Below are 22559 nucleotides of genomic sequence, written 5' to 3'. Positions count from 1 at the left end.
CGGTGTCGATTCAGGACGAAAGGCCCGCCTGCGCTCTTCCAAAGTGCGGGCGGGCTTCCTATATGGGAAGGGCCGGTTTCGACCGGCTATGAGGATAAATGGTGTCGTGGAATAGACACAGCGGACCCGGGGGCAGTACCCGGCGGCTCCACCACAAGCCCGCGTCCTTTTCGAAGGGGTGCGCGGGCTTCTGACGGGGCCGAACCAGGATCGACGTGTGTTCAAAGACGATGTTTTCTTCCGGGCTGAGTAACCCGTTAAAGGCTCAAAACCAATAGGTGCTAACGATAACGAAGCACTCGCTCTTGCTGCCTAACCGATAAGCCTCACGGCCTAAGGTTAGACAAATAGAACGCGGTTCGGACCGAACCGGGCAACAGAATCGGATACCAGCGGCTGGGGACGAGCCGGGCAACAGAATCGTCCCACCTTTCCCTTTTTCAGCTGCCGCCTCTCGCGTCGCCCCTGCGACGGCGTCTCGTCAATGCGCGCCGTCGCATTGACCATGATCGCCCAGCGCCTCGATCACCCGGCAATCGCCGGCCAAGCCGCCGCGGCAGCGGCCGACGATGCGGGTCAATTCATCGCGCAGCGCCGAAAGCTGCGCGATCTTCGCCTCGACCTGTTCCAGATGCGCGGACGCGATGCGATCGGCGTCGGTGCAGTCGCGCTCGGGATGATCGGAGAGGTCGAGCAGCGAGCGGATTTCCTCGATCGTGAAGCCCAGTTCGCGCGAGTGGCGCACGAAGCGCAGCCGCGCGCGATGCGCGTCGTCATAGCTGCGGTAATTTGCATCGGTCCGCGCCGGGGCGGGGAGGAGGCCGATCCGCTCGTAATAGCGGATGGTTTCGATGTTGGTGCCAGTGGCACGCGACAGTTCGCCGATCTTCATCGCTTGACCCTGTAGTTGCTACAGGGTGCATATAGGAGGCCGACTCGAAGAACCAAGCGGCCGCCCGGCAATTCCTGCGGCGGCCAAGACGGAAGGAGATGCAGGCGATGGCCGATCAATGCTGCGCTGGAAAAAGCGGAGCGACCGCGCTGAACGACCCCAAGTGGCGGCGCATCCTGTGGATCGCGCTGCTGATCAACGGGGCCATGTTCCTCGTCGAAATCGTCGCGGGCGTCGCAGCCGATTCGCGCGCGCTGCAGGCCGATGCGCTCGATTTTCTGGGCGACAGCGCCAATTATGCGATCAGCCTGACGGTCGCCGGCATGGCGATCGCATGGCGCGCACGCGCGGCGATGCTGAAGGCTGCGACGATGCTGGGGTTCGGGCTGTGGATATTGGCGTCGACGATCTGGGGCTTCATCGGCGGCAGCGCGCCGCATGCCGAAACGATGGGGATGATCGGCGTCGTCGCGCTCGCCGCCAATGTCGCGGTCGCGCTGATGCTCTATCGCTACCGGACCGGCGACGCCAATATGCGCTCGGTGTGGATATGCTCGCGCAACGATGCGATCGGCAATCTGGCGGTGATGGCGGCGGCGCTCGGCGTGTTCGGCACCGGGCAGGGCTGGCCCGACCTTTTGGTGGCCGCGATCATGGCGCTGCTTGCCATATGGGGCAGCGCCGAAGTCTTCCGCCACGCGCGCCGCGATCTCGCCGCCGACTGACGCGCATCGCCAGACAGGCACCATTCGTATGCGCCGCGCGGAACCGAACCGGCGGCAAAGCATTTCCCCGCTTTGCCTTCGCCGGTCAGGAGCATATTGTGGCGCACAGGATGCGGATCAGGGGCGCCTTGCACTTCGGCCCGGCGCGCGCGTGCAGGCGGCCGCGCGCAGGATGGAGGCACGCGCGTGGCTGATCCCGCAGCGCCCGCGGCAGCCGGCGGCGCCTATGTGTTCAAGCCGCACGAACGCCCGATCATGCCGGGGTCGCCCGCGTCGCCTGACCATCCCGTCGGGCGCAAGGTCGGTTATTTCGTCATTGGCCTGTATCTTGCGATCGTCGGCGGTTTCCAGAATGGCCTGCTCATCGCCAATTTGACGGTGCTGCAGGGGCATCTCGACCTGACGCCCGCAGATGCGGGCTGGGTCACCGTTTCCTATAATATGACCAATGCGTGCATGAGCATCCTGCTCTACAAGTCGCGCCAGCAATTCGGCATTCAGCGTTTCGTGCGCGCGACGATGATCGCGCTCCTGATTGCCAATTTCGTCCAGCTTTTCGATGCCGGTTACCGCATGGAGCTCATGGCGCGCGGCGTGTCGGGGATCGCCGCGAGCGGGCTGACGACGCTTGCTGCCTTCTACATGATGCAAGGCTTGCCGGCGAAGATGCGGATTGCGGGCTTCCTGCTCGGCATCGGGCTGGGACAGGTGGCGATTCCGCTCGCGCGCGCCATATCGCCGCTGTTGCTCGCCGACGGGGACATCGGCAATCTGTTCGTGCTGCAATTCGCGCTCTCGCTCGTCGCGGTCGGCGCGGTCAACATATTGCAGCTCCCGCCGGGCGAAACGATCCGCTCGTTCGAAAAACTCGACCTTATCACCTTTCCGATCCTGGCAGTCGGCGTCGGGCTGCTCTGCGCCTTTATGGTGCAGGGGCGCATCATCTGGTGGTCGACGCCGTGGCTCGGCGGCGCGCTGGCGGCGTCGGTGGTGTTGATCGGCACCGCCTTCCTGATCGAACATTACCGGCGAAATCCAATGCTCCACACGCGCTGGATCGGCAGTCGCAACCTCATTAAATTTGCGCTGACCGGCGCACTCGTCCGCGTGCTGACGTCCGAACAGAATTTCGGGGCGAGTGGGCTGCTGTCCGCCACCGGCCTCGTCAACGATCAGCTTGTCACCTATTATGCGGTGCTGTCGTTCGCGACGCTGATGGGGGCGGTGCTGTCGATCGCGCGGCTCGACCCGACCGACCTGCGGCGGCCGATCCTCGTCGCGCTTGCCGTCATCACCGTCGGCGCGTTCCTCGACACCCATTCGGGTCTGCGCACCGGGCCGGTGAACCTGTATTTCTCGCAAGGCGCGATCGCCTTTGCCGCAGTCTATGTGATGGGTCCATTGCTGCTCGAAGGGCTGCTGCGTGCCATTTCGCGCGGCCCTGCCTATATGGTCAGCTTTCTGGCGGTGTTCAGCCTGTCGCAGACGATCGGCGGGCTTGCCGGGGTCGCGGCGCTATCGGCCTTTCACACGCTGCGTACCAAGGCGCATCTGATGACGCTGGGGCAAAGCCTGTCGACGACCAACCCCGAACTGGCGCAGGGCATCAACGCGATTGCGGCGAGCCTGACCGGCAGCATCGCCGACCCGGCGCTGCGCAGCGCGACCGCCGCGGGGCAGGTGGTGCGCGAGGCGGCGCGCGAAGCGACGATCCTGGCATTCAACGACGTGTTCGTCGTGATCGGCAGCCTGTCGGCGATCGCCTTCATCGCGATGTTCGCGCGCTGGGTTTATGATCGACGTCGCGGAATCAATCCATTGGCACAGGAACTTGAAGTCTTGCAGAAACTGAGGGCGCAAAATCAATGAGCGACGACAAACAGGAAGGCGCGCCGCCCGCGCCCGAAACGCCGGCACCAGCTCCGACGCCGGGCCCGATGCCGACCCCCGCACCGGCTGCTGCCGATCCGACCCCGGCGGGACCGCCCGCCGACGCGCCGGCCGAGGGCTGGGCGCCGCCGCGTTCGCGCGGACGGATCATCCTGTTCAGCGCGATCATCCTCGTCGGCGCGCTCGCCACTCTCTACGCCTGGGGACTGCCCCCCTTCCGTGCAAACAGCCAGACGACCGACAATGCCTATGTGCGCGGCCAGACGACGTTCATCGCGCCGCAGGTCGGCGGCTATGTGACCGCGGTGCTGGTGCAGGATTTCCAGACTGTCGCGGCGGGGCAGGAACTGGTGCGGATCGACGACCGCATCTACCGCCAGCGCGTTGCGCAGGGCAGCGCCAATATTGCCGCGCAGACCGCCTCGCTCGACAATAGCGCGCAGAGCAGGCGCTCGGCCGAGGCGCAGGTGAAGGCGCAGGAGGCGGCGGTCGCCAACGCCCGCGCGCAGCTCGCCCGTGCCCAGGCCGATATGCGGCGCGTCAACGATCTGGTCGGCGAAGGATCAGTGTCGATCCGCGAACGTGACCAGACGCTCGCGGGGCTCCGCCAGGCCGAAGCAGCGGTGCGGCAGGCCGAGGCGCAGCGCGCGATCGCCGAGGAGCAGGTGCGATCGGTGAGCGTCGGGCGCGGCGGGCTGGAGGCCGGGGTGGCCAATGCAAAGGCGGCGCGCGGTCTGGCCGACATCGATCTTCAGAACACGATCGTTCGCGCCCCGCGCGCGGGCAAGCTGAGCGAAGTGTCGGTGCGCGTCGGCCAGCTCGTCAGCCCGGGCACCCAGCTCATGTATCTCGTGCCCGAGAAGCATTGGGTGGTCGCCAATTTCAAGGAAGCGCAGACCGCGAATATCCGCATCGGCCAGCGCGCGACGCTGCGCGTCGATGCGCTGGGCGGCGCCGAGCTGAAGGGTGTCGTTGAAAATATCGCCCCCGCGGCGGGCAGCGAGTTCAGCATCATCAAACCCGACACCGGATCGGGCAATTTCGTCAAGGTGCCGCAGCGGATTGCCGTGCGCATCCGCATCGACCCGAAGCAGAAACTTGCGGAGCGGCTCGGTCCCGGCATGTCGGTGGTGGCGACGGTTCATACCGGACGCGGCGAATGAGGCGGTCCGCCCTGTCGCTTGCCGGTCTGGCGCTGGCGTTGGCGGGCTGCGCACCCGCGCTGACGCCGCCGCCAACCGCGAGCGCGGTTGCACCGCCCGCCGACTGGCGCACTGCGCTGCCGACGGACGGTGCGGCGATCGACAGCCGCTGGTGGTCGGCATTTGGCGACGCGCGGCTGACCGAGTTGGTCGAACAGGCGCGCGCGAACAACAGCGACCTTGCCATCGCGGCGGCGCGCGTTGCCGAAGCGCGGGCTCAAGAGCGCGTCGCACGCTCGCTGCTGCTGCCGAACCTGTCGCTGAGCGGGCAGGGGGCCGAGGCGCGCAGCGTCAACGCCTTCGGCCAGCCAACCGAAAGCTTCACCGCGCAGCCGGTGTTCCAGGCGAGCTACGAGGTCGACCTGTTCGGCCGCAATGCCGCGACGCGCGAGGCGGCGCGGGCCAATGCGGCGGCGATTGCGGCGGCGCGCGAGGCGGCAACGCTGTCGGTCAGTGCGGCGGCGGCGAGCGGCTACATCACGCTGCTCGCGCTCGATGCGCGGCGGCAGTTGCTCGCCGAGACGCTGACCTCGCGGTCGGAGGCGCTACGGCTCGCGCGCAGCCGCGCCGAGGCCGGCTATACCTCGCAGCTCGAACTGCGACAGGCCGAGGCCGAATATCAGGCGACGGCGCAGCAGATCCCGGCGATCGAGGCGGCAATCGCGCGGCAGGAAAACGGCCTGTCGCTGCTCGTCGGCGATACGCCGCATGCAATCGCGCGCGGCGACGGTTTTGCCGCGCTCGCGGTGCCGCCGGTGCCTGCGGTGCTGCCGTCGGAACTGGTGCGGCGGCGGCCCGACATCGCGCAGGCCGAATATGCGCTGGCGGCGACCGACGCCAATCTGCGCGCCGCGCGGGCGCAATTCCTGCCGCAAGTCCGATTGGCGGCATCGGCCGGGGCGGTGATCTCTTCGGCGCTGGGCGATCCGATCAGCATCTGGTCGGTCGGCGGCAGCATATTGGCGCCGATCTTTTCGGGCGGACGGCTGCAAGGCCAGTTCGACGCCGCGACCGCGCAGCGTGATCAGGCGGCTTTCGCCTATCGCAAGACGGTGCTCACCGCCTTTCGGGAGGTGGAGGACCAGCTGGCGGTGATCGACCGGCTCAACGCGCAGGAACAGGCGCTGATGGCGCAGCGCGCGGCGGTGGCCGATGCGCTGCGGCACGCGACCAACCGCTATCGCGCGGGCTATTCGCCCTATCTGGAACAGCTCGACGCGCAGCGGTCGCTGCTCGGCGTCGATCTCGCGCTGATCCAGCTCCGCGCCGACCGCCTGAACGCTTATGTCGCCCTCTATCAGGCGCTCGGCGGCGGCGCCCCGGCGGCTTAGTCGCCAGCGAGGATCTTCTCGATCCCCGATGCCACCGCGGGGTGATAGGTGGCGCGCGAGCGGGCGAACAGGTCGCGCGCGATCGCATCGCCCCACGCGCCCTGACGCTTCAGCCCGGTGTAGAGCGGCCGGATCAGCAGACCGCGCCCGACGGTGCCCGCGAACTGACGCAATGACGGTAGCGCGGGTTCGTAGCGGTTGGCGATGGCAAGCTCGAGCCAGGCTGAACGGACATAGGCGTTGGTTGACGCCGACAGACCCAGCGTTTCGTCGAGTTCCTTGAGCCGCGCCGCGCTCTGCGTCCGCGGGATGCCGTTCAGGAAACGCAGCCATTGCTGCGTCGTCCATCCTTCGGGCGCGATGGCGCGCGCCGGACCGCCGGCGTTAAAGGCGACAAGCTTGGCATCGACCGCGGCCAGCGTCGCGCTCTTGTGGTGCACCGCATTGTCGGGCAGGCCCGCGGCATAGGACCAGCGGTCGAGTTGCAGCGACAGTTCGAGCGCCGGGTCGCCCTTCAGCAGATTTTCGCGCAGATCGGTCAGGAAACCCGCGGTCGTTTGCGGCTGAAAGGCATGGCGGTCGAAATAGGATTTGAGATAGGCGTCCCAGCGCGCGCGGCCGACCGTCGTTTCGATCATGCGCAGGAAGTTGGCTCCCTTGGTATAATCGAGCGTGCCGTCGCCGGGTGCACCGTGCAGCCGGGTCTTGGCGCCGGTCTGGCCGCCATTGGCGTCGATGTCGCGCATCATATTGTCCCAGTCGAGATCGGCATACATCGCTGCGCGCTCCTTGCCGTAGAGCGCCTCCATGATCCGGTTCTCGAAATAGGTGGTGAAGCCTTCGTTGAGCCAACTGTCGGACCAGGTCGCATTGGTGACGAGGTTGCCCGACCAGCTATGCGCCAGTTCGTGCGCGACGACGTCGGTGTTCGACCGGTCGCCGGTGATGATCGTCGGCGTGAGAAAGGTCAGCATCGGGTTTTCCATGCCGCCATAGGGAAAGGAGGGCGGCAGGACGAGCATGTCGTAGCGGCCCCAGCGATAAGGGCCATAGAGCGCCGAGGCCGCGTCGATCATCTTTTCGACATCGCCGAATTCGCGCGCCGCGGCGTCGAGCATCGTCGCTTCGGTCCACACGCCCGAGCGTGGGCCGAGCGAGTGGAATTTAAGGTCGCCGACCGCGAAAGCGATCAGATAGGGCGGCACCGGCTTGTCCATGCGAAAGCGAAAACGGCGGCGACCGTCGGGCAGCGCTTCGCCCTTGTCGCCGCTCAGCTTCTCGCCGCTCATCACTGCGACGAGATCGCCCGGAACGGTCAGCGTCGCATCCCATGTCTGACGGATACCGGGGCTGTCCTGCGTCGGAATCCAGCTCCGGTTGAGGATCGCCTGGCCTTGGCTGAACAGATAGGGCTTGGTTTTGCCCGCAGTCATTTCGGGCGGTAGCCATTGTAGCGCATTGGCTCCCGGCCGGCTGCGATAGGCCAGGACGATGCGCTGCGCGCCATCGAGTTCGACCGTCAGCGCCGAACCGAGTTCGGGATCGGTATCGCCGACCGCCCATTTGAGCGGCTTGCCATTTGCATCGGTGACCGAAGAAATCGCCAGATTGTCGGCATCAAGAACGATCGCCTGCGCATTCTTGGCGGTGAGCAGATCGAGCGTCGCGGTGCCGCCCAGCGTGCGGGTCGCGAAATCGACATCGAGGTTCAGCGACACATGGGTGACGCGGGCGATCTCGGGATCGGCGTGGGTCCACACGTCCTTCGCCTCGGGCGTCGTCAATATGGGGGCAGGGGCGGTCGCCGTCTGTGCGGCGAGGGGCGAGGCGCCGGCGAGCAGCGCGGCGGCGAGCAGGATCATACGCATGGGAAGGCGGCGTAGGCGGCGGCGCACGAAACTGCAACCGGCAGGTGGCCCGAAGCAATCTTGGCGAACGCGAAATTGTCGGTGGAGATTGCGGCCGATCCGGCGCAAGGTGCGCGCCGTTCCCGCACGGCCATTCTCCGCGCGGGATGTCGATGATTCAAATGATGGATTGTGCCAATGACCCAATATCGCCCCATTTCGTTCGCCGCGGCCGCGCTCGCCGGCGCTGCTCTGCTTGCCCCTCCCGCCCTCGCCGAAGAGGGGATGTGGACCTTTGATGCCTTTCCGGCGCAGCAGGTGAAACAGACGTATGGCTGGGCGCCCGACCAAGCGTGGCTGGGCAAGGTGCAGGCGGCCGCGGTGCGTCTGACCGGCGGCTGTTCGGCAAGCTTCGTATCGGCCGAAGGCCTGATCCTGACCAACCACCATTGCGTCGCAAGCTGCCTGTTCGACAATTCGAAGGCGGGCGCCGACTATCTCAACGACGGGTATGTCGCCGACCGCCACGACATGGAACTCAAATGCCCCGGTCAGCAGGCCGAGGTCGTCACCAGCATCGGCGACGTCACCGGGGCTATCAAGGCGGCGGTGGGATCGCTCGCGGGTGAAGCGCTGACCAAGGCGCGCGACGCGAAGATCGCCGAAATCGAAAAGAGCGGTTGTCCCGACACCGACAAGACGCGCTGCCAGGTCGTCACCCTGTTCGGCGGCGGTCAGTACAAGCTCTACAAATATCGCAAATATTCCGACGTGCGGCTGGCATGGGCGCCCGAGGATCGCGCCGCCACCTTCGGCGGCGATCCCGACAATTTCAACTTCCCGCGCTATTCGCTCGATGCAAGCTTCCTGCGCGCGTACGAGAATGGCAAGCCGGTCGCAACGCCCGCGCACCTGCAATGGAACCCGCGCGCGCCGCGTGAGGGCGAGATGACCTTCGTCGTCGGCAACCCCGGTTCGACCAGCCGGCTCTACACGACCAGCCAGCTTGCCTTCGAGCGCGAACTGCGCCTGCCGATCACGGTGACGACCTATTCCGAACTGCGCGGGCGCCTGCTGCGCGCGATGGAGGAAAGCAAGGATCATGAGCGCGAAGGGCTCGATCTTCTCAATGGGCTCGAAAACAGCCTGAAAGTCTATATCGGCCGCCAGAAGGCGCTGAACGACCCGGCCTTCACCGCGACACTGGTCGCCAAGGAGGACGAGCTCAAGGAGAAGAGCGCGGGGAATGCCGCGATCGGCGATCCCTGGGCGTCGGTCGACAAGGCGGTCGGCGCCTATCGCTCGCTCTATTTGCCGGCGCGCTTCACCAATCCGATGAGCGACCTTTATGGCTATGCCGAAACGCTCGTCTATGCGGCGCAGGAGCGCTCGAAGCCCAATGGCGAGCGCCTGCCCGGCTACACCGACAGCGCGCTGCCGCTGACCAAGAAGAGGCTGCTCGATGCGAAGCCGGTCTATCCCTGGCTCGACGAACTGACGCTCGAATGGAGCCTGTCGAAGGCGCGTGAATATCTGGGTGCCGACGATCCCGACACCAAATTGCTGCTCGGTCAAGAAAGTCCCGAACAGCTCGCCAAGCGGCTCGTCGAAGGATCGAAGCTCGCCGATCCCGCCTATCGCCAGACGTTGTGGGACGGCGGACTTGCGGCGATCGAGGCCAGCGACGATCCGATGATCCGCTTCGCGCTGCGCCTCGCGCCGCGCCAGCGCGCGCTAAAAAAGGCGGTCGACGAGGCCTATGGCGGTCCGCTCGCCGTCGCCGGCGGCAAGATCGCCGACGCGCGCTTCGCCGCCTATGGCGACACGCTCTATCCCGACGCGACCTTCACGCTGCGCATTTCCTATGGCCAGGTGAAGGGCTGGATCGAGCGCGGCAATACGGTACCGATCGCAACCACGATGGGCGGTACCTTCGACCGCGCGACGGGCAACCCGCCGTTCGACGTCGCCCCGGCTTTTGCGGCGAAAAAGGCGGCCATCGATCCGGCGGTCACCTATGACTTCGTGACGACCAACGACATCATCGGCGGCAATTCGGGCTCGCCGGTGATCGACAAGGCCGGCACCGTCATCGGCGCCGCGTTCGACGGCAATATCCACTCGCTCGGGGGCAATTACGGTTACGACGGCACGCTCAACCGTACCGTGGTCGTTTCGACCGCTGCGGTGCAGGAAGCGCTCGAAACCATCTATCCCGCGCCAGCTCTGGTGAAGGAGCTTGCGGGCAAATAGCGGCGCCCGCTTCGCCGCGGAGGCGATGCAGACAGGTTGCGGCGGGCGGCGGACTAACCGTCGCCCGTCGCAGCGAGCTCATCCCGATGGTCGGGCTTAAGCGCGACAACAATGGCCGAAAGCGCCGACGCTAACGGCGCCCCCCACGGGGTAATTCCAGGTGAATGCCAATTTTTGAAGTCCCGCAGGACTCTATGGTGCGGTCGAGAAGACTCGAACTTCCACGGCCTTTCGGCCACAACGACCTCAACGTTGCGCGTCTACCAGTTCCGCCACGACCGCACATCATGATGGTCCGGATCGGGTCCGGCACCAGGTAGGAGCGGGCGCCTAGCAAAGCTTTGTTGGCGATGCAAGCGAGCACCGCGCAATTATTTTTCGGGATCGCGCAATCGGTGCGGCGGCGCAGAGGCGCAGGTTCGCGCCATGTCATCGAAACGACTCCGAAGAGTCACTCAACTGTCATGGCTCTACCGTCAGACCGTCATCGAATCACCCTAGTGGCGGCGTCACCGGGGGCGAGGGGCGATTCCTTTTCTCGTTCGCGGATGAATGTTCAGCAGCGTGCCGAGGGCGCGCACACGGGGAACGGAGATTTTCATGGCGGCTTTTGCGCGCGTTCGTTTGGTCATGCTCAGTGGCGTGGCCTGTTCTGTCCTGGCAGCCTGCGGCGCCGACAATATCGCGTCGCCGGGTGAGGGCGGCACCATCATCATCAATCCGACGCCGACCCCCACGCCGACGCCGACCCCGACGCCGACCCCGACGCCCAGCGTGACCCCGGCCGCGGGCTGTCCCACGATTTCCGACCCCCAGGGCTTGACCGACAGCGGCACGATCAAGAATCCGACCGTCGGCGAGTTCCGCGTCTGCACGCTGCCGGCGCGCATCAACAAGAGCGTCACGCTGCCCAAGATCGCCGGTCTCGTCTATCGCATGAACGGCCGTGTCGATGTCGGCACCGATCAGGGCGCGGCGACGTCGGGCACGACCAACGTGGTGCTGACGATCGAGCCGGGCGTGATGCTGTACGGCGAATCGGGTCCGTCGTGGCTCAACGTCAACCGCGGCAACTCGATCCAGGCGGTCGGCACCCCGACGCTGCCGATCATCTTCACCAGCCGCGACAACGTCCAGGGCCTGAACACCGAAAATTCGTCGGGCCAGTGGGGCGGCGTCGTGCTGAGTGGCCGCGCGCAGATCACCGATTGCGGCACCAGCGGCGCGGCACCGGGCACGACGGCGTGCGAACGCCAGACCGAAGGCGCCGTCGATCCGGCGCTCTATGGCGGTGCGAGCAACAGCGAGAGCAGCGGCCGGATGAGCTATGTCCAGATCCGCTATTCGGGCTACATCCTGTCGTCGAACAGCGAGCTTCAGTCGCTGACGCTGCAGGGCGTCGGTTCGGGCACCCAGCTCGACCATATCATGTCGTACAACAGCTCGGACGATGCGGTCGAAGTGTTCGGCGGCCATGCGCACATGAAATATTTCATCGCGGTCGGCGCCGAGGACGATAATCTCGACACCGACGTCGGCACCAAGGCTAACTTCCAGTACGGGATCGTCGTCCAGCGCGCGAACATCGGCGACGCGATGATCGAAGCAGATACCGACAACGCGCTCGACGGCGACAATCCGCGCCAGAACACGCGCGTTGCCAACTTTGTCTTCTACCAGAATTCGCCCAACGCCTCGTCCGACCAGGCATCGATCCTGCTGCGCGGCGGCACCGACTACGGCATCTACAACAGTGTGCTGCTTAGCCCGAACAACCCCTGCCTGCGCATCAGCCGCGCGCAGACGGCTTCGGCGACGCAGAATGCGGCGATCGACGAATATGGCGCGCCGGTATTCCAGTCGGTGCTCATGCAATGTGCGGCGACCAAATATATCGGCAGCGGCGTAACCGCGGCCGAGGTGCAGGCGATCTTCGGCGCCGGCAGCAACGGCAACAGCGACACCTATGTTCCGACGCTGACCAGCCTGTTCGTCAACGGCGCGACTGAAACGGCGGTGACGCCGTTCGATATGTCGACGTTGAACGGCCAGACCTTCAACAGCATCGAACTGACCCGCGCCGGCTTCTTCGACAAGACGACCTATATCGGCGCGGTCAAGGACGCCAACGACACCTGGTACCAGGGCTGGACCTGCAACAGCGGCACCGCCAGCTTCGGCACCGGCAACAGCGGACTCTGCACCTCGCTGCCGACCAGCTGAGATTGAAACGTCGACCAGGAGGGGGCGGCGCGTGCCGTCCCCTCCCGCATATCTGATCCGGATTCTGGGGAAACCGCCATGTCCAAGCCGTACCGGCTCGCCAGCCTGCTTTTGATTACCACGGCGCTCGTCGCGCCCGCCACGGCGATGGCGCAGACCGACCCCGCTCCGGCCGAACCCGCGGCAGAGGCTGCCGCGGACGCGGCGCCGGCAGACGCTGCCGAACCGGCACCACAGGACGATACCGACATTTCGATCCCTGGCGCGGAGATCGTCGTCACCGGCCGCCGCAGCGCCAATATCGAGCGCACCGCGCCGCAGGTCGTCTCGGTGCTCGGCGCCGCCGACATCGCGCGTACGGGTGAAGGCAATATCGCCGGCGCGCTCGGTCGCGTCACCGGCCTCAGCGTTGTCGGAAACGGCTTCGTCTATGTTCGCGGCCTTGGCGATCGCTATTCGCTCGCACTGCTCAACGGTTCGCCACTGCCAAGCCCCGAACCGCTCAAGCGCGTCGTCCCGCTCGACATTTTCCCCAGCAGCATCATCGCCTCGTCGCTGGTGCAGAAAAGCTATTCGGCGAATTTCCCCGGCGAATTCGGCGGTGGCGTGATCAACCTGACGACCAAGGCGGTCCCGCGAGAGCCGTTTCTGACCGTTGGCGGCAGCATCGGCGGCAATTCGGAAACCACCGGACAGCTCGGCTACACTTATTATGGCACTGGCAGCGACTGGACCGGTTTCGGCGATGGCGGCCGCAACCTGCCGCCCGCCTATGCGGCGTGGCGCGCATCGGGGCTGCGCATCAACGATCCCAGCGTCAATCAGCAGGCGATCGCCGGCCAGTTCGTCACCGCCAGCAATGCGGTGCTGCAACAGAACAACAATATGCCGGTCAATTGGGGCGTCAACGTCACCGGCGGCAAGTCCTGGACGATCGGCGATGCCGAACTCGGCCTGATCGCGACCGCTGGCTACACGACCAAATGGCGCACGCGCGACATTGCGCAGCAGACTGCGAACGCGCTCGACCTGTCTTCGCTCAATACCAATGTCCGCCGCGTCGTTACCGACAACCGTGTCGTTGCCAACGCGCTGCTCGGTCTCAGCCTCGAATTCGGCGACAACAAGATTCGCTGGACCAACCTCTATATCCGCGACACGATCAAACAGGCGCGCCTCGGTGCCGAAGACCGGCCCGACACCGCCGATGCCAACCCCGGCGTCAGCTTCCAGTATCAGGACACCGCCTGGTACGCCCGCCAACTCATCGACACGCAGTTTGTCGGCGAGTTCAAGCCGATGGACGGCCTCGACGTCGATATCCGAGCCGGCTACGCCAATTCGCAGCGCGAGGCGCCGTTCGAGCTGAGCTTCATGTACAGCCGTTCGAACAGCCCGACCGATCCCTATGGGCAGTTCTTCACCAACACGCTGAACACGGGCCAGCGGCCGGGCAGCGCGACGATTGCCTTTTCGGATCTCAACGAAAACCTCTATTCGGCCGGTATCGACGTCACCTACGATCTGGCGGCGCGGGTCAAGCTGATCCTCGGCTATGCCTTCAGCGATACCAGCCGCGTCACCGAACGCCGCGATTTCCTGTTCCAGGGCAACAACAACATCCCGCTCGGGATTTCGCTGCTGCGCCCCGACCTGCTGCTCTCGCAGGCGGTGATCTGCTTCCCCGGCGTCGATGCGACGGTTGCGCCCGATTGTCCGGCGAACCCCGTTGCGACGGGGATCGCACTCGTCGACAGCACCGGGTCGAACCCGACTTTCAAGGCGACGCTGCGCAACCATGCGGGCTATGTTCAGCTCCAGGCCGATCTGACGGACCAGCTCAATCTCAACATCGGCGCCCGTTACGAAAGCGCCAATCAGGGCGTGAGCGCGGTGCAGGTCTATACGGTCAACCCGACGCTGCCGCCCGCGACCAACCTCAAGCGCGACTATCTGCTTCCTGCCGCGACGCTGACTTACGAAATCTCGCCGCAGCTGCAATTCCGCCTGAGCGGATCGAAGACGATTGCGCGGCCGCAGTTCCGCGAGCTGGTATTCCAGACCTATTATGATCCGGACAGCAACCGCACCTTCCAGGGCAATCCGCAGCTCGTCGACAGCCAGCTCTATAACGCGGAAACGCGCCTTGAATGGTATTTCGCACCCGAACAGCGCGTGTCGCTCGGCGGCTTCTGGAAAAAGATCAAGAATCCGATCGAAACCTACGCCAGCTTCGACGGCAACAGCGTGACGACGCGCTTTGCCAACGCGCCCGAGGCGACCCTTTATGGCGTCGAGTTCGAGGCGCAGAAATATTTCGACCTCAGCGGTATGAACGGGGCTTTCTGGGCCAGCCGCCGCGCGGTGCTGATCGGCAACTACACCTGGTCGCAATCGAAGCTGAAGGTCGGGCCGAACGATCCCGTTCAGGCCTTTCCTTTCACTGGTGCGACGCTGGCGAGTCAGTTCTTCCGCGACGGCGCGCCGCTGACCGGCCAGTCGGATCATCTGGTCAATCTGGAATTCGGCCTCGAAGACACAGACAAGCTGTCGCAGCAGACCTTCTTGATTTCCTATGCGTCCGATCGCGTCACGCGGCGCGGCCCGTCGGGTCAGCCCGACATCTTCGAACGGCCGGGCATCCAGGTCGATTTCGTTGCGCGCCAGGGTATCCCGCTGTTTGGCAAGGAGATCGAACTCAAGTTCGAGGCCCGCAACATCTTCGGTACGAAATACAAGGAAATGCAGGAAAGCGGCGACAACCGCATCTATTACAACCTGTACAAGACCGGCACGACCTTCTCGCTGGGCGGGTCGCTGAAATTCTGAGGCATCCCTTGCCAGCCGCCCCGGCCGCAGCGCCGGAGCGGCACTGGCGGGTGCCGGCGCCAGCCCGGACTCGCCCCTCTGACAAAAAACTGTAATCTTCCCGTCAACTGATTGTCACGGACGGCGCCTAGGCGATTCGCGAGACAGGTTTCAGCTGGGGGACAGATAGGGTCATGGCGACGCTGATGAGGGGATCGGCCGTTCGGCTGCCGCGCTGGCTGCGTGCCGGCAGGCGGGCGCCGCGCGATGCCGCGCCGCTGATCGGCGTCGTCATCCTTGGCGCACTGCTGATCTGGCAATGCGTCAATCTCCTCTGGGCGTTGATCGTTCCGCTCGCCCCGCTCGGCGCGTGGCAGCCGCAGACCGCGGTCATCGCATCGCCGGCCGAACGCCGCGCGATTTTCTCGAGCTTCGACCCCTTCTTCCGCAGCGGGCCGCAAGGGCCGGCCAGCGCGACGGTCACGTCGCTCGGCCTGACGCTGTTCGGGATCAATCTCAACGAAGCGACCGGTGGGGGCTCCGCGATCATCGCGGGCGATGACGGTCTGCAGAACAGCTATGCCGTCGGCGACGAGATCGCGCCGGGCGTCAAGCTGGTCGGCGTCGCCTTCGACCATGTGCTCCTCGACCGCGGCGGCACGCGCGAAAGCCTGTTTCTCGATCAAAGCGGCGACGCGCCGGTCGCCAATCCCGCAGCGCCGTTGCCCGCCCCGACACCCGAGGTTGGATCCCCCGGTGCGGCGGCCAACGGCACCACGGCGAGCGGCGAGATGTCGCCCGCCGCGCTCAAGGCCGGCATCGGCTTCGCGCCGCGCACCGAAGGCGGCAAGGTCACCGGCCTTTCGGTCCAGCCGCAGGGCGACGGCGCCGTCTTCCGCGCCGCGGGCTTGCGCCCCGGCGATGTCATCCGTTCGGTGAACGGCCGTCCGATCGGATCGGCCGCCGATGCCGCCGCGCTCGCCAGCCAATTTGCGCCCGGTGCGCGCGTCTCGCTCGAGGTCGAGCGCGGCGCGAGCGTCGTTCCCGTCGCCCTGTTCCTTTCGAAACAATAGGTTTTATGCGCCTAAAACTCTCTCTCATGCTGGCTGCCGCCCTTGTTTCGGCGACCCCCGTGCCCGTGCTGGCCCAGTATACGCTTAACGTCCGCGACGCCGACGTTCGCGCCTTCATCCAGGATGCGGCGCGGATCACTGGGCGGACGTTCGTGATCGATGGGCGCGTCAACGGCAAGGTGTCGGTCGTCACCGACCGGCCGCTGTCGCGCAGCGAATATTTTGAAATTTTCCTCTCGACGCTGCGCGCGAACGGACTGGTCGCGGTGCCCAATCCCAACGGCAGCTATCGCATCCAGCCGATCGACGGCGCCGCGACGCAGCCGACGCGCATCGGCAGCGGCGGCGCAGCGCAGAACCAGTTTGTCACCGAAATCATCCGGCTGCGCCATATCGACGCGATGGCGGCTGTCGAAACGCTGCGCCCGCTGGTCAGCCCGCAGGGCTCGCTGACCGCAAACCGCAATGCGAACAGCCTCGTTGTTGCCGATTTCGCCGACAATATCCGGCGCATCCGTGCGCTCGCGTCGAGCATCGACCGCGATACCTCGACCAGCGAGGTCGTTGCGCTGAAAAACGCCGGCGCGCGCGAAATTGCCGCCGCGCTTCAGGCGCTGGTCCCGGCGGCAGGCGAGGGTGCGCAGGCGCCGGTCGCGATCGTTCCGATCGACAGCAGCAACGCGGTGGCACTGCGCGGCGATCAGGCGATGGTTGCGCGCTTCGTGTCGATGGCGCGCGACCTCGACATGCGCGCAGCGGGCGGCACCGAATTGCGCGTTTACTGGCTGGAACATGCCAATGCCGAAACGCTGCTCCCGACGCTGCAACAGCTTGTCGGCGGCGGCAGCGACCCGGCGCAGAAGGCCGGGTTGCCGCCGGCATCCTCTTCCTCTTCGTCTTCGTCGGGCAGCGGGGGCGGCGCGGCGGCACCTGCCACAACAACCGCCAGTAGCGCGCCGACCACGGTCAGCGGGGCAGGCGGCAGCATCGCGACGCGCGGCCCGGCGATCGTCACCCGCTACGAAGGCGCCAACGCGATTATCGTCGCCGCCAATGCCGATGTGCAGCGGATGCTCGGCGAACTGATCCGCCAGCTCGACGCGCGCCGTCCGCAGGTGCTCGTCGAGGCGATCGTGGTCGAAATCGGCGACGATGCGGCAAAGCGCCTCGGCGTCCAGTTCCTGCTCGGTGGCAAGAATATCCCCTTTGCTGCGACGAGCTACGGCAATGCCCAGCCCAATATCCTGACGCTGGGGGGCGCTTATGCAGCAACCAAGCTGACGCAGGATTCGACGACCGTCGATGGCACGACCGTCGTCACCCAGACGTCGAGCGCGCTCGGCAGCAGCCTGCAAGAGGCCGCGGCGGCGTCGCTGCTCTCGGCCACCGGTGGATTTGCCGGCTTCGCGGGCGACATCGGCAAGAACACGGTGTTTGGCGCGATCATCAATGCGGTGAAATCGGATACGACGTCGAACCTGCTCGCGACGCCGCACATCGTCACGCTCGACAATCAGGCCGCGAAATTCCTCGTCGGGCAGGAAGTGCCGATCACCACGGGCGAGGCGCTGAGCAAGAATTTCGACAATGCCTTCCGCACCGTCCAGCGCGAGGAAGTCGGCATCAAGCTGGAGGTCACACCGCAGGTCAACGGGGCGGGCGAGGTCAAGCTGTTCCTGCGTCAGGAAGTGTCGAGCGTCGCCGGCCCCGTGTCGTCGCGCAACAGCGACCTCATCCTCAACAAGCGCTCGTTCGAAACGACGCTGACCGTCGACGACGGTCAGATCCTCGCGATCGGGGGGCTGCTCAACGACGACGAGCGCAAGACGATCGAGCGGATTCCGCTGCTCAGCGACATCCCGCTGATCGGCGAACTGTTCAAATCGCGCAGCCGCAGCCGCGCCAAGACCAATTTGATGGTCTTCATCCGCCCGACGATCCTGAAAAATGCCGAAGACAACGCCGCACTGACGGCGCGCCGCTATGGCTATATCCGTGATTTCCAGCTGCGCCGGAATCCCGGCGAGGAACCTGCGATCGACACGCTGGTGCGCGATTATATGGGCACGACGCCGCCGCTGCCGAGCGCGGCGACGGCCGCCGACGTGACGGTCGGGCCGGGCGAGCAGCCCCCGCTGCGCCGTCCGGACGGCAGCGTCACGCCCGTCGATGTGCCGCCGTCCGAGGGAGGCCAACCGTGACGGACGCTGTGCCGGCCGCCGCGCCGCAGGCGCCGCCGGTCGACATCCCCTATGGCTTCGCGCGCGGTCACGGCGTCGTTATCGCACCCGATGGCGAAGGCTGGCTCGCGACGCTGCGCGAGGGGAGCGACCCGGCGGTGCTGATCGAGGTGAAGCGCTACCTCGCCGCTCCGCTGCGGGTCGTAACGGCAAGCATCGCCGATTTCGACCGGCTGCTCTCGGACCATTATGCAGTCGACGCGTCGGCGGCGGCAATGGCGGGCTCGCTCGATGGCGGCGACATCGATCTGATTGCGAGCGGCATGCCGAGCGCCGAGGATCTGCTCGACAGCGCCGATGATGCCCCGGCGATCCGCCTCATCAACGCAATCATCGCCGAAGCGGTGCGCCAGGGGGTCAGCGATATCCATATCGAACCCTATGAAAGCGGCCTTGTCGTGCGGATGCGCGCCGACGGCGTGCTGCGTGAACATCTGCGCATGCCCCCGCACGTCGCGCCCGTCGTCGTCAGCCGCATCAAGGTCATGGCGCGGCTCGACATTGCCGAACGCCGAGTGCCGCAGGACGGGCGCATCGCGCTGACGCTGGCGGGCAAGGCGATCGACGTCCGCGTTTCGACGCTGCCTAGCCGCGCGGGCGAGCGCGTCGTCATGCGCATCCTCGACAAGGATACCGCGGGGATCGATTTCGACGTCCTCGGCCTGTCCGGCGAGGCCGACCGCATCCTGCGCGAGGCGCTGGCCGAACCCAATGGCATCATTCTCGTCACCGGGCCGACGGGTTCGGGCAAGACGACCACGCTCTATGCCGCGCTGAAACAACTCAACGACGGTCAGCGCAATATCCTCACCGTCGAAGATCCGGTCGAATATGCGGTCGAGGGCGTCGGCCAGACGCAGGTCAATGCGAAGGTCGGACTCGATTTCGCGGCGGGGCTGCGCGCTATCCTGCGCCAGGACCCGGACGTCGTGATGATCGGCGAAATCCGCGACCGCAAAACCGCCGATATTGCGGTGCAGGCATCGCTTACCGGCCACCTCGTCCTGTCGACCGTCCACACCAACGACGCGGTCGGCGCGATCACGCGCCTCAAGGATCTGAAGGTCGAACCCTTTCTGCTCGCCTCGACCCTGCGCGCCGTGCTCGCGCAGCGTCTGGTACGCAAGCTGTGCCCGACGTGCCGTGAGCCGGTGCAGGCCGACAATGGCATCGCCGCGATGCTCGGCCTCGACATCGGCACCGTGATCTGGCGGCCCAAGGGCTGCGACGAATGCGGACATACGGGCTTCAAGGGCCGGATCGGCGTGTTCGAAGCGATCAAGGTCGACGAGACGGTGCGCCGCTATATCTACGCCGGCGGCGACGAGTCGATGATCGCGAAGCACGCCTTTCTGAAGGCGCCGACGCTCGCCAGCGCGGCGCGCGCGATGGTCGCAAAGGGGATCACGACGCCGGAGGAAGCGATCCGCATCGCGCGGCGCGAGGATGTCGATGCCTGATTTTCGCTATGTGGCGATCGATCCCCAGGGCCGCGAGCGCAAGGGACGTTTGACCGCGGCCAACGACGACGCTGCGCGCGCCAATCTTGCCGCGCGAAAATTCCATATCGTCGCGGTCGAAGAAGCGGGTACGCGCGCCGCGCCCGCGCGGTCGCTTTTCGCCTTTCGCAGCGCGCGGTTGAGCGCGAAGGAACTGGCGCTCTTCACGCGCCAGCTTGCGACGCTCGCCGAAGTCGCGCCGCTCGAAGAGGCGCTGCGCACGTTGACGCGCCAGAGCGAGGCCGAAAGCGCGCGCGCGGTGATCGGCGACGTTCACGCAGGCCTGCTCGAAGGACGCCGCCTTGCCGACGCGATGGCGCGGCAGCCGGCCAGTTTCCCGCCGCTCTACCGTGCGATGGTCTCGGCGGGCGAAACCACGGGCAGTTTGACGACGATCCTCGCGCGGCTCGCCGACCTGCTCGAACGCCAGGCGCAGGTGCGCGGCAAGCTGATCGCCGCGCTTGCCTATCCGGTCGTGCTCGCGATTGTCGCGGTCGGGGTTGTCGCGGCGCTGATGATCTTCGTCGTCCCGCGCGTCGTCGAACAATTCGACGACGTCGGGCAGCAACTGCCTTTCCTGACCCGCGCGGTCATCGCGGTTTCCAGCTTTGCGGCAAACTGGTGGTGGCTGATGCTGCTGCTGATCGCGGGCGCGATTTTCGGCTGGGTCAGCGCGATGCGCCGCCCGGACTTCAAGGCCGGGGTCGATGCCCGGTTGCTCCGCCTGCCGATGCTCGGCCGCCTGCTGCGCGACCTCTATGCCGCCCGCTTCGCCCGGACGCTCGCGACGATGGTGTCGAGCCGGCTGCCGCTGGTCGAGGGGCTGCGGCTCACCGTGCCGACAATCCGCAACGCCGCGCTTGCCAGTGCAACCGGCCGCATCGTCGATCAGGTGCGCGCCGGCGGCAGCCTGTCGTCGGCGCTGCGCGATGCGGGCGTGTTTCCGCCGCTGCTCGTCTACATGACCGCGAGCGGCGAAAGCGCGGGTCGACTCGAACAGATGCTCGAACGCGCCGCCGATTATCTCGAACGCGAATTCGACCGTTTTACCGCCGCTTCGATGGCGCTACTCGAACCTGTCATAATTGTCATTATGGGGTCTTGCGTCGCGCTTATCATCCTTTCCATCCTGCTTCCGATCCTCCAGTTGCAGAACCTTGCAGGGCTATAATAGATGTCGCTGATGCAGCTTTTTCTTCGTCTGATGCTCGATCCCTCACGCCCGCCGCGGCGCCGCCGCAAGCGCGACGAGCGCGGCTTCACGCTTACCGAATTGATGGTCGTCATCTTCATTATCGGGCTGCTCGCAACGGTCGTGCTGATCAACGTCCTGCCCAGCCAGGACAAGGCGATGGTGACGAAGGCTAAGGCCGATATTGCGACGCTGGAGAATGCGCTCGAACAATATCGGCTCGACAATCTGACGTATCCGGCGACGACCGACGGGCTGAACGCGCTGTCGACGCCGCCGCCGTCGCTGGCGCAGCCCGAACGCTACCGCCGCGGCGGCTATATCAAGAAACTGCCGAGCGATCCTTGGGGACGTCCCTATAATTATCAGGCGCCCGCCGCGAACGGAAAGCCGTTCGACGTCTGGTCGCTCGGCGCCGACGGCGCGCCCGGCGGGACCGACGAAAATGCCGACATCCACGGGGACAGCTGACCGCGGTCGCCTCAGGCGCGGCAAGGCGCGCGGCTTCACGCTGGTCGAACTGATGGTCGTTCTGACGATATTGGCGCTGGCCGCGACCGCCGTCGTGCTGACCATTCCGGGCGAGGAACGCAGCGTGCGCGGCGAGGCCGACCGGCTGGCGGCGCGGCTCGCCGCGGCGCGCGACGTCGCGGTGGTCGAGGGGCGCAGTGTCGCGGTCAATTTCGCGCCGTCGGGCTATGGTTTCGAACGTCGCATCGACGGCGCCTGGGCACCTTTGCCCGGCCGGGCCTTTGCGCAGCGCAATTGGCCCGCCGATATTCGCTTCGCCGCTGGCGACGGGCAGGGCGCGGCGCGCATTCTGTTCGACCGCGTCGGCACCAGCCCAACGCCGCAGGCGGTGGTGCTGGCGGGCGGCGACGCGCGCGAAGTGGTCCGCGTTTCGGCAACCGGAGAGGTCAGCCGTGATCGCTAGGCCGTCGATCGCCGGCCAGCGCGGGTTCACCCTGCTCGAAATGCTCGTCGCGCTCAGCATCATCAGCATTGCGGCGCTGACGCTCGTCCGGCTCGATGCCTATGCGGTGCGAACTGCGGGCGATCTCGACGAAAGCACCGTCGCGGGCATCGTCGCGCAGAATCGCGCCGTCGAACTCTGGACCGATCCGGCGCCGCCGACGATTGGCGCCAGCACGACCGCCGTGACCAATGCCGGGCGCAACTGGCGGATCGAACAACGCGTCGCCCCGACCGCGGACGACAGCCTGCTGCGTATCGACCTGATCGTCCGGCCCGAGGCGGGGCGCGGGCAGGCGGCGCTGACGATCATCCGGGCGGCGCGATGAGGCGCATTCGCATTTCTTCTCCCTTTGCCCTGAGCTTGTCGAAGGGCCGTCCTTTCTTCGGCGTCAAAGAAAGGAGCGGTGAT

16 protein-coding genes, 1 tRNA gene and 1 other RNA gene are annotated in these 22559 nt (G+C 66.0%); 15 read left to right on the top strand and 3 right to left on the bottom strand.

Annotated elements, in window-relative coordinates; all coding sequences use genetic code 11:
• The first annotated feature begins 32 nt into the window (after positions 1-32).
• Positions 33-391, top strand: a transfer-messenger RNA (tmRNA) gene (ssrA, locus tag P1IM2_RS06525).
• Between the two features lie 90 nt (positions 392-481).
• Here ssrA and P1IM2_RS06520 read toward each other — a convergent pair.
• The gene (locus P1IM2_RS06520) at positions 482-892 is read right to left on the bottom strand and encodes a MerR family transcriptional regulator (protein ID WP_062902086.1); all 411 of its coding nucleotides are present in this window, start codon (positions 890-892) and stop codon (positions 482-484) included.
• A 107-nt stretch (positions 893-999) separates the two neighbouring features.
• On the opposite strand from P1IM2_RS06520, the gene P1IM2_RS06515 reads away from it, so the two are divergent.
• The 4 genes from P1IM2_RS06515 (at position 1000) to P1IM2_RS06500 (ending at position 6040) form a co-directional block, all read left to right on the top strand.
• Positions 1000-1617, top strand: a complete 618-nt coding sequence (locus P1IM2_RS06515) for a cation transporter (RefSeq protein WP_186401861.1) — start codon at positions 1000-1002, stop codon at positions 1615-1617.
• 186 nt (positions 1618-1803) lie between these two features.
• The gene (locus tag P1IM2_RS06510; RefSeq protein ID WP_186401860.1) at positions 1804-3486 is read left to right on the top strand and encodes an MFS transporter; all 1683 of its coding nucleotides are present in this window, start codon (positions 1804-1806) and stop codon (positions 3484-3486) included.
• Positions 3483-4670 carry an HlyD family secretion protein gene (locus tag P1IM2_RS06505; protein WP_186401859.1) on the top strand — a complete coding sequence of 396 codons (1188 nt, stop codon included), beginning with the start codon at positions 3483-3485 and terminating at the stop codon, positions 4668-4670. Before P1IM2_RS06510 ends, P1IM2_RS06505 begins: the two co-directional genes overlap by 4 nt.
• A complete protein-coding gene (locus P1IM2_RS06500; protein ID WP_186401858.1) occupies positions 4667-6040 on the top strand; it encodes an efflux transporter outer membrane subunit in 1374 nt (457 codons plus the stop codon). Before P1IM2_RS06505 ends, P1IM2_RS06500 begins: the two co-directional genes overlap by 4 nt.
• Here P1IM2_RS06500 and P1IM2_RS06495 read toward each other — a convergent pair.
• Positions 6037-7908, bottom strand: coding sequence for a M1 family metallopeptidase (locus P1IM2_RS06495; protein ID WP_186401857.1), 1872 nt, complete (start codon positions 7906-7908; stop codon positions 6037-6039). The genes P1IM2_RS06500 and P1IM2_RS06495 overlap by 4 nt on opposite strands.
• A gap of 177 nt (positions 7909-8085) precedes the next feature.
• On the opposite strand from P1IM2_RS06495, the gene P1IM2_RS06490 reads away from it, so the two are divergent.
• Positions 8086-10140 (top strand): S46 family peptidase, encoded by a 2055-nt coding sequence (locus P1IM2_RS06490; RefSeq protein ID WP_186401856.1) that lies wholly within the window; start codon positions 8086-8088, stop codon positions 10138-10140.
• A gap of 195 nt (positions 10141-10335) precedes the next feature.
• Here P1IM2_RS06490 and P1IM2_RS06485 read toward each other — a convergent pair.
• Positions 10336-10422: transfer RNA gene (locus tag P1IM2_RS06485), tRNA-Leu, on the bottom strand.
• Positions 10423-10740: 318 nt separating this feature from the next.
• Here P1IM2_RS06485 and P1IM2_RS06480 point away from each other — a divergent pair.
• The 9 genes from P1IM2_RS06480 (at position 10741) to gspI (ending at position 22476) form a co-directional block, all read left to right on the top strand.
• Positions 10741-12363, top strand: coding sequence for a hypothetical protein (locus P1IM2_RS06480; RefSeq protein ID WP_186401855.1), 1623 nt, complete (start codon positions 10741-10743; stop codon positions 12361-12363).
• Between the two features lie 78 nt (positions 12364-12441).
• Positions 12442-15192 carry a TonB-dependent receptor domain-containing protein gene (locus P1IM2_RS06475; RefSeq protein WP_186401854.1) on the top strand — a complete coding sequence of 917 codons (2751 nt, stop codon included), beginning with the start codon at positions 12442-12444 and terminating at the stop codon, positions 15190-15192.
• Positions 15193-15365: 173 nt separating this feature from the next.
• Positions 15366-16244, top strand: coding sequence for a type II secretion system protein N (locus P1IM2_RS06470; protein ID WP_186401853.1), 879 nt, complete (start codon positions 15366-15368; stop codon positions 16242-16244).
• 5 nt (positions 16245-16249) lie between these two features.
• Complete coding sequence (gene gspD, locus P1IM2_RS06465; RefSeq protein WP_186401852.1) at positions 16250-18445, top strand: type II secretion system secretin GspD; 2196 nt, start codon at positions 16250-16252, stop codon at positions 18443-18445.
• Complete coding sequence (locus P1IM2_RS06460; RefSeq protein ID WP_186401851.1) at positions 18442-19944, top strand: GspE/PulE family protein; 1503 nt, start codon at positions 18442-18444, stop codon at positions 19942-19944. Before gspD ends, P1IM2_RS06460 begins: the two co-directional genes overlap by 4 nt.
• Positions 19937-21154: a type II secretion system inner membrane protein GspF gene (gspF, locus tag P1IM2_RS06455; RefSeq protein WP_186401850.1), complete on the top strand. Its 1218-nt coding sequence runs from the start codon at positions 19937-19939 to the stop codon at positions 21152-21154. The genes P1IM2_RS06460 and gspF overlap by 8 nt, the downstream gene beginning before the upstream one ends.
• 12 nt (positions 21155-21166) lie before the next feature.
• A complete protein-coding gene (gene gspG / locus P1IM2_RS06450; protein ID WP_040589238.1) occupies positions 21167-21646 on the top strand; it encodes a type II secretion system major pseudopilin GspG in 480 nt (159 codons plus the stop codon).
• Entirely contained in the window at positions 21621-22109 is a 489-nt protein-coding gene (locus P1IM2_RS06445; protein WP_186401849.1) for a GspH/FimT family pseudopilin, read from the top strand. The genes gspG and P1IM2_RS06445 overlap by 26 nt, the downstream gene beginning before the upstream one ends.
• On the top strand, positions 22099-22476 hold the full coding sequence (gene gspI, locus P1IM2_RS06440) for a type II secretion system minor pseudopilin GspI (protein WP_186401848.1): 378 nt from the start codon (positions 22099-22101) through the stop codon (positions 22474-22476). The genes P1IM2_RS06445 and gspI overlap by 11 nt, the downstream gene beginning before the upstream one ends.
• Positions 22477-22559: the final 83 nt, after the last annotated feature.

This window comes from Sphingopyxis sp. P1IMeth2 (genome assembly GCF_900185685.1).
GTDB lineage: Bacteria > Pseudomonadota > Alphaproteobacteria > Sphingomonadales > Sphingomonadaceae > Sphingopyxis > Sphingopyxis terrae_A.
Note: the sequence above shows the minus strand (reverse complement) of the source record. Positions and strands in the feature narration are given on the sequence as shown.

Coding starts and splice junctions, on each gene's coding strand:
- P1IM2_RS06520 (WP_062902086.1), bottom strand. CDS start 892: ATGAAGATCGGCGAACTGTCGCGTGCCACTGGCACCAACATCGAAACC.
- P1IM2_RS06515 (WP_186401861.1), top strand. CDS start 1,000: ATGGCCGATCAATGCTGCGCTGGAAAAAGCGGAGCGACCGCGCTGAAC.
- P1IM2_RS06505 (WP_186401859.1), top strand. CDS start 3,483: ATGAGCGACGACAAACAGGAAGGCGCGCCGCCCGCGCCCGAAACGCCG.
- P1IM2_RS06500 (WP_186401858.1), top strand. CDS start 4,667: ATGAGGCGGTCCGCCCTGTCGCTTGCCGGTCTGGCGCTGGCGTTGGCG.
- P1IM2_RS06495 (WP_186401857.1), bottom strand. CDS start 7,908: ATGCGTATGATCCTGCTCGCCGCCGCGCTGCTCGCCGGCGCCTCGCCC.
- P1IM2_RS06490 (WP_186401856.1), top strand. CDS start 8,086: ATGACCCAATATCGCCCCATTTCGTTCGCCGCGGCCGCGCTCGCCGGC.
- P1IM2_RS06480 (WP_186401855.1), top strand. CDS start 10,741: ATGGCGGCTTTTGCGCGCGTTCGTTTGGTCATGCTCAGTGGCGTGGCC.
- P1IM2_RS06475 (WP_186401854.1), top strand. CDS start 12,442: ATGTCCAAGCCGTACCGGCTCGCCAGCCTGCTTTTGATTACCACGGCG.
- P1IM2_RS06470 (WP_186401853.1), top strand. CDS start 15,366: ATGGCGACGCTGATGAGGGGATCGGCCGTTCGGCTGCCGCGCTGGCTG.
- gspD (WP_186401852.1), top strand. CDS start 16,250: ATGCGCCTAAAACTCTCTCTCATGCTGGCTGCCGCCCTTGTTTCGGCG.
- gspF (WP_186401850.1), top strand. CDS start 19,937: ATGCCTGATTTTCGCTATGTGGCGATCGATCCCCAGGGCCGCGAGCGC.
- gspG (WP_040589238.1), top strand. CDS start 21,167: ATGCAGCTTTTTCTTCGTCTGATGCTCGATCCCTCACGCCCGCCGCGG.
- P1IM2_RS06445 (WP_186401849.1), top strand. CDS start 21,621: ATGCCGACATCCACGGGGACAGCTGACCGCGGTCGCCTCAGGCGCGGC.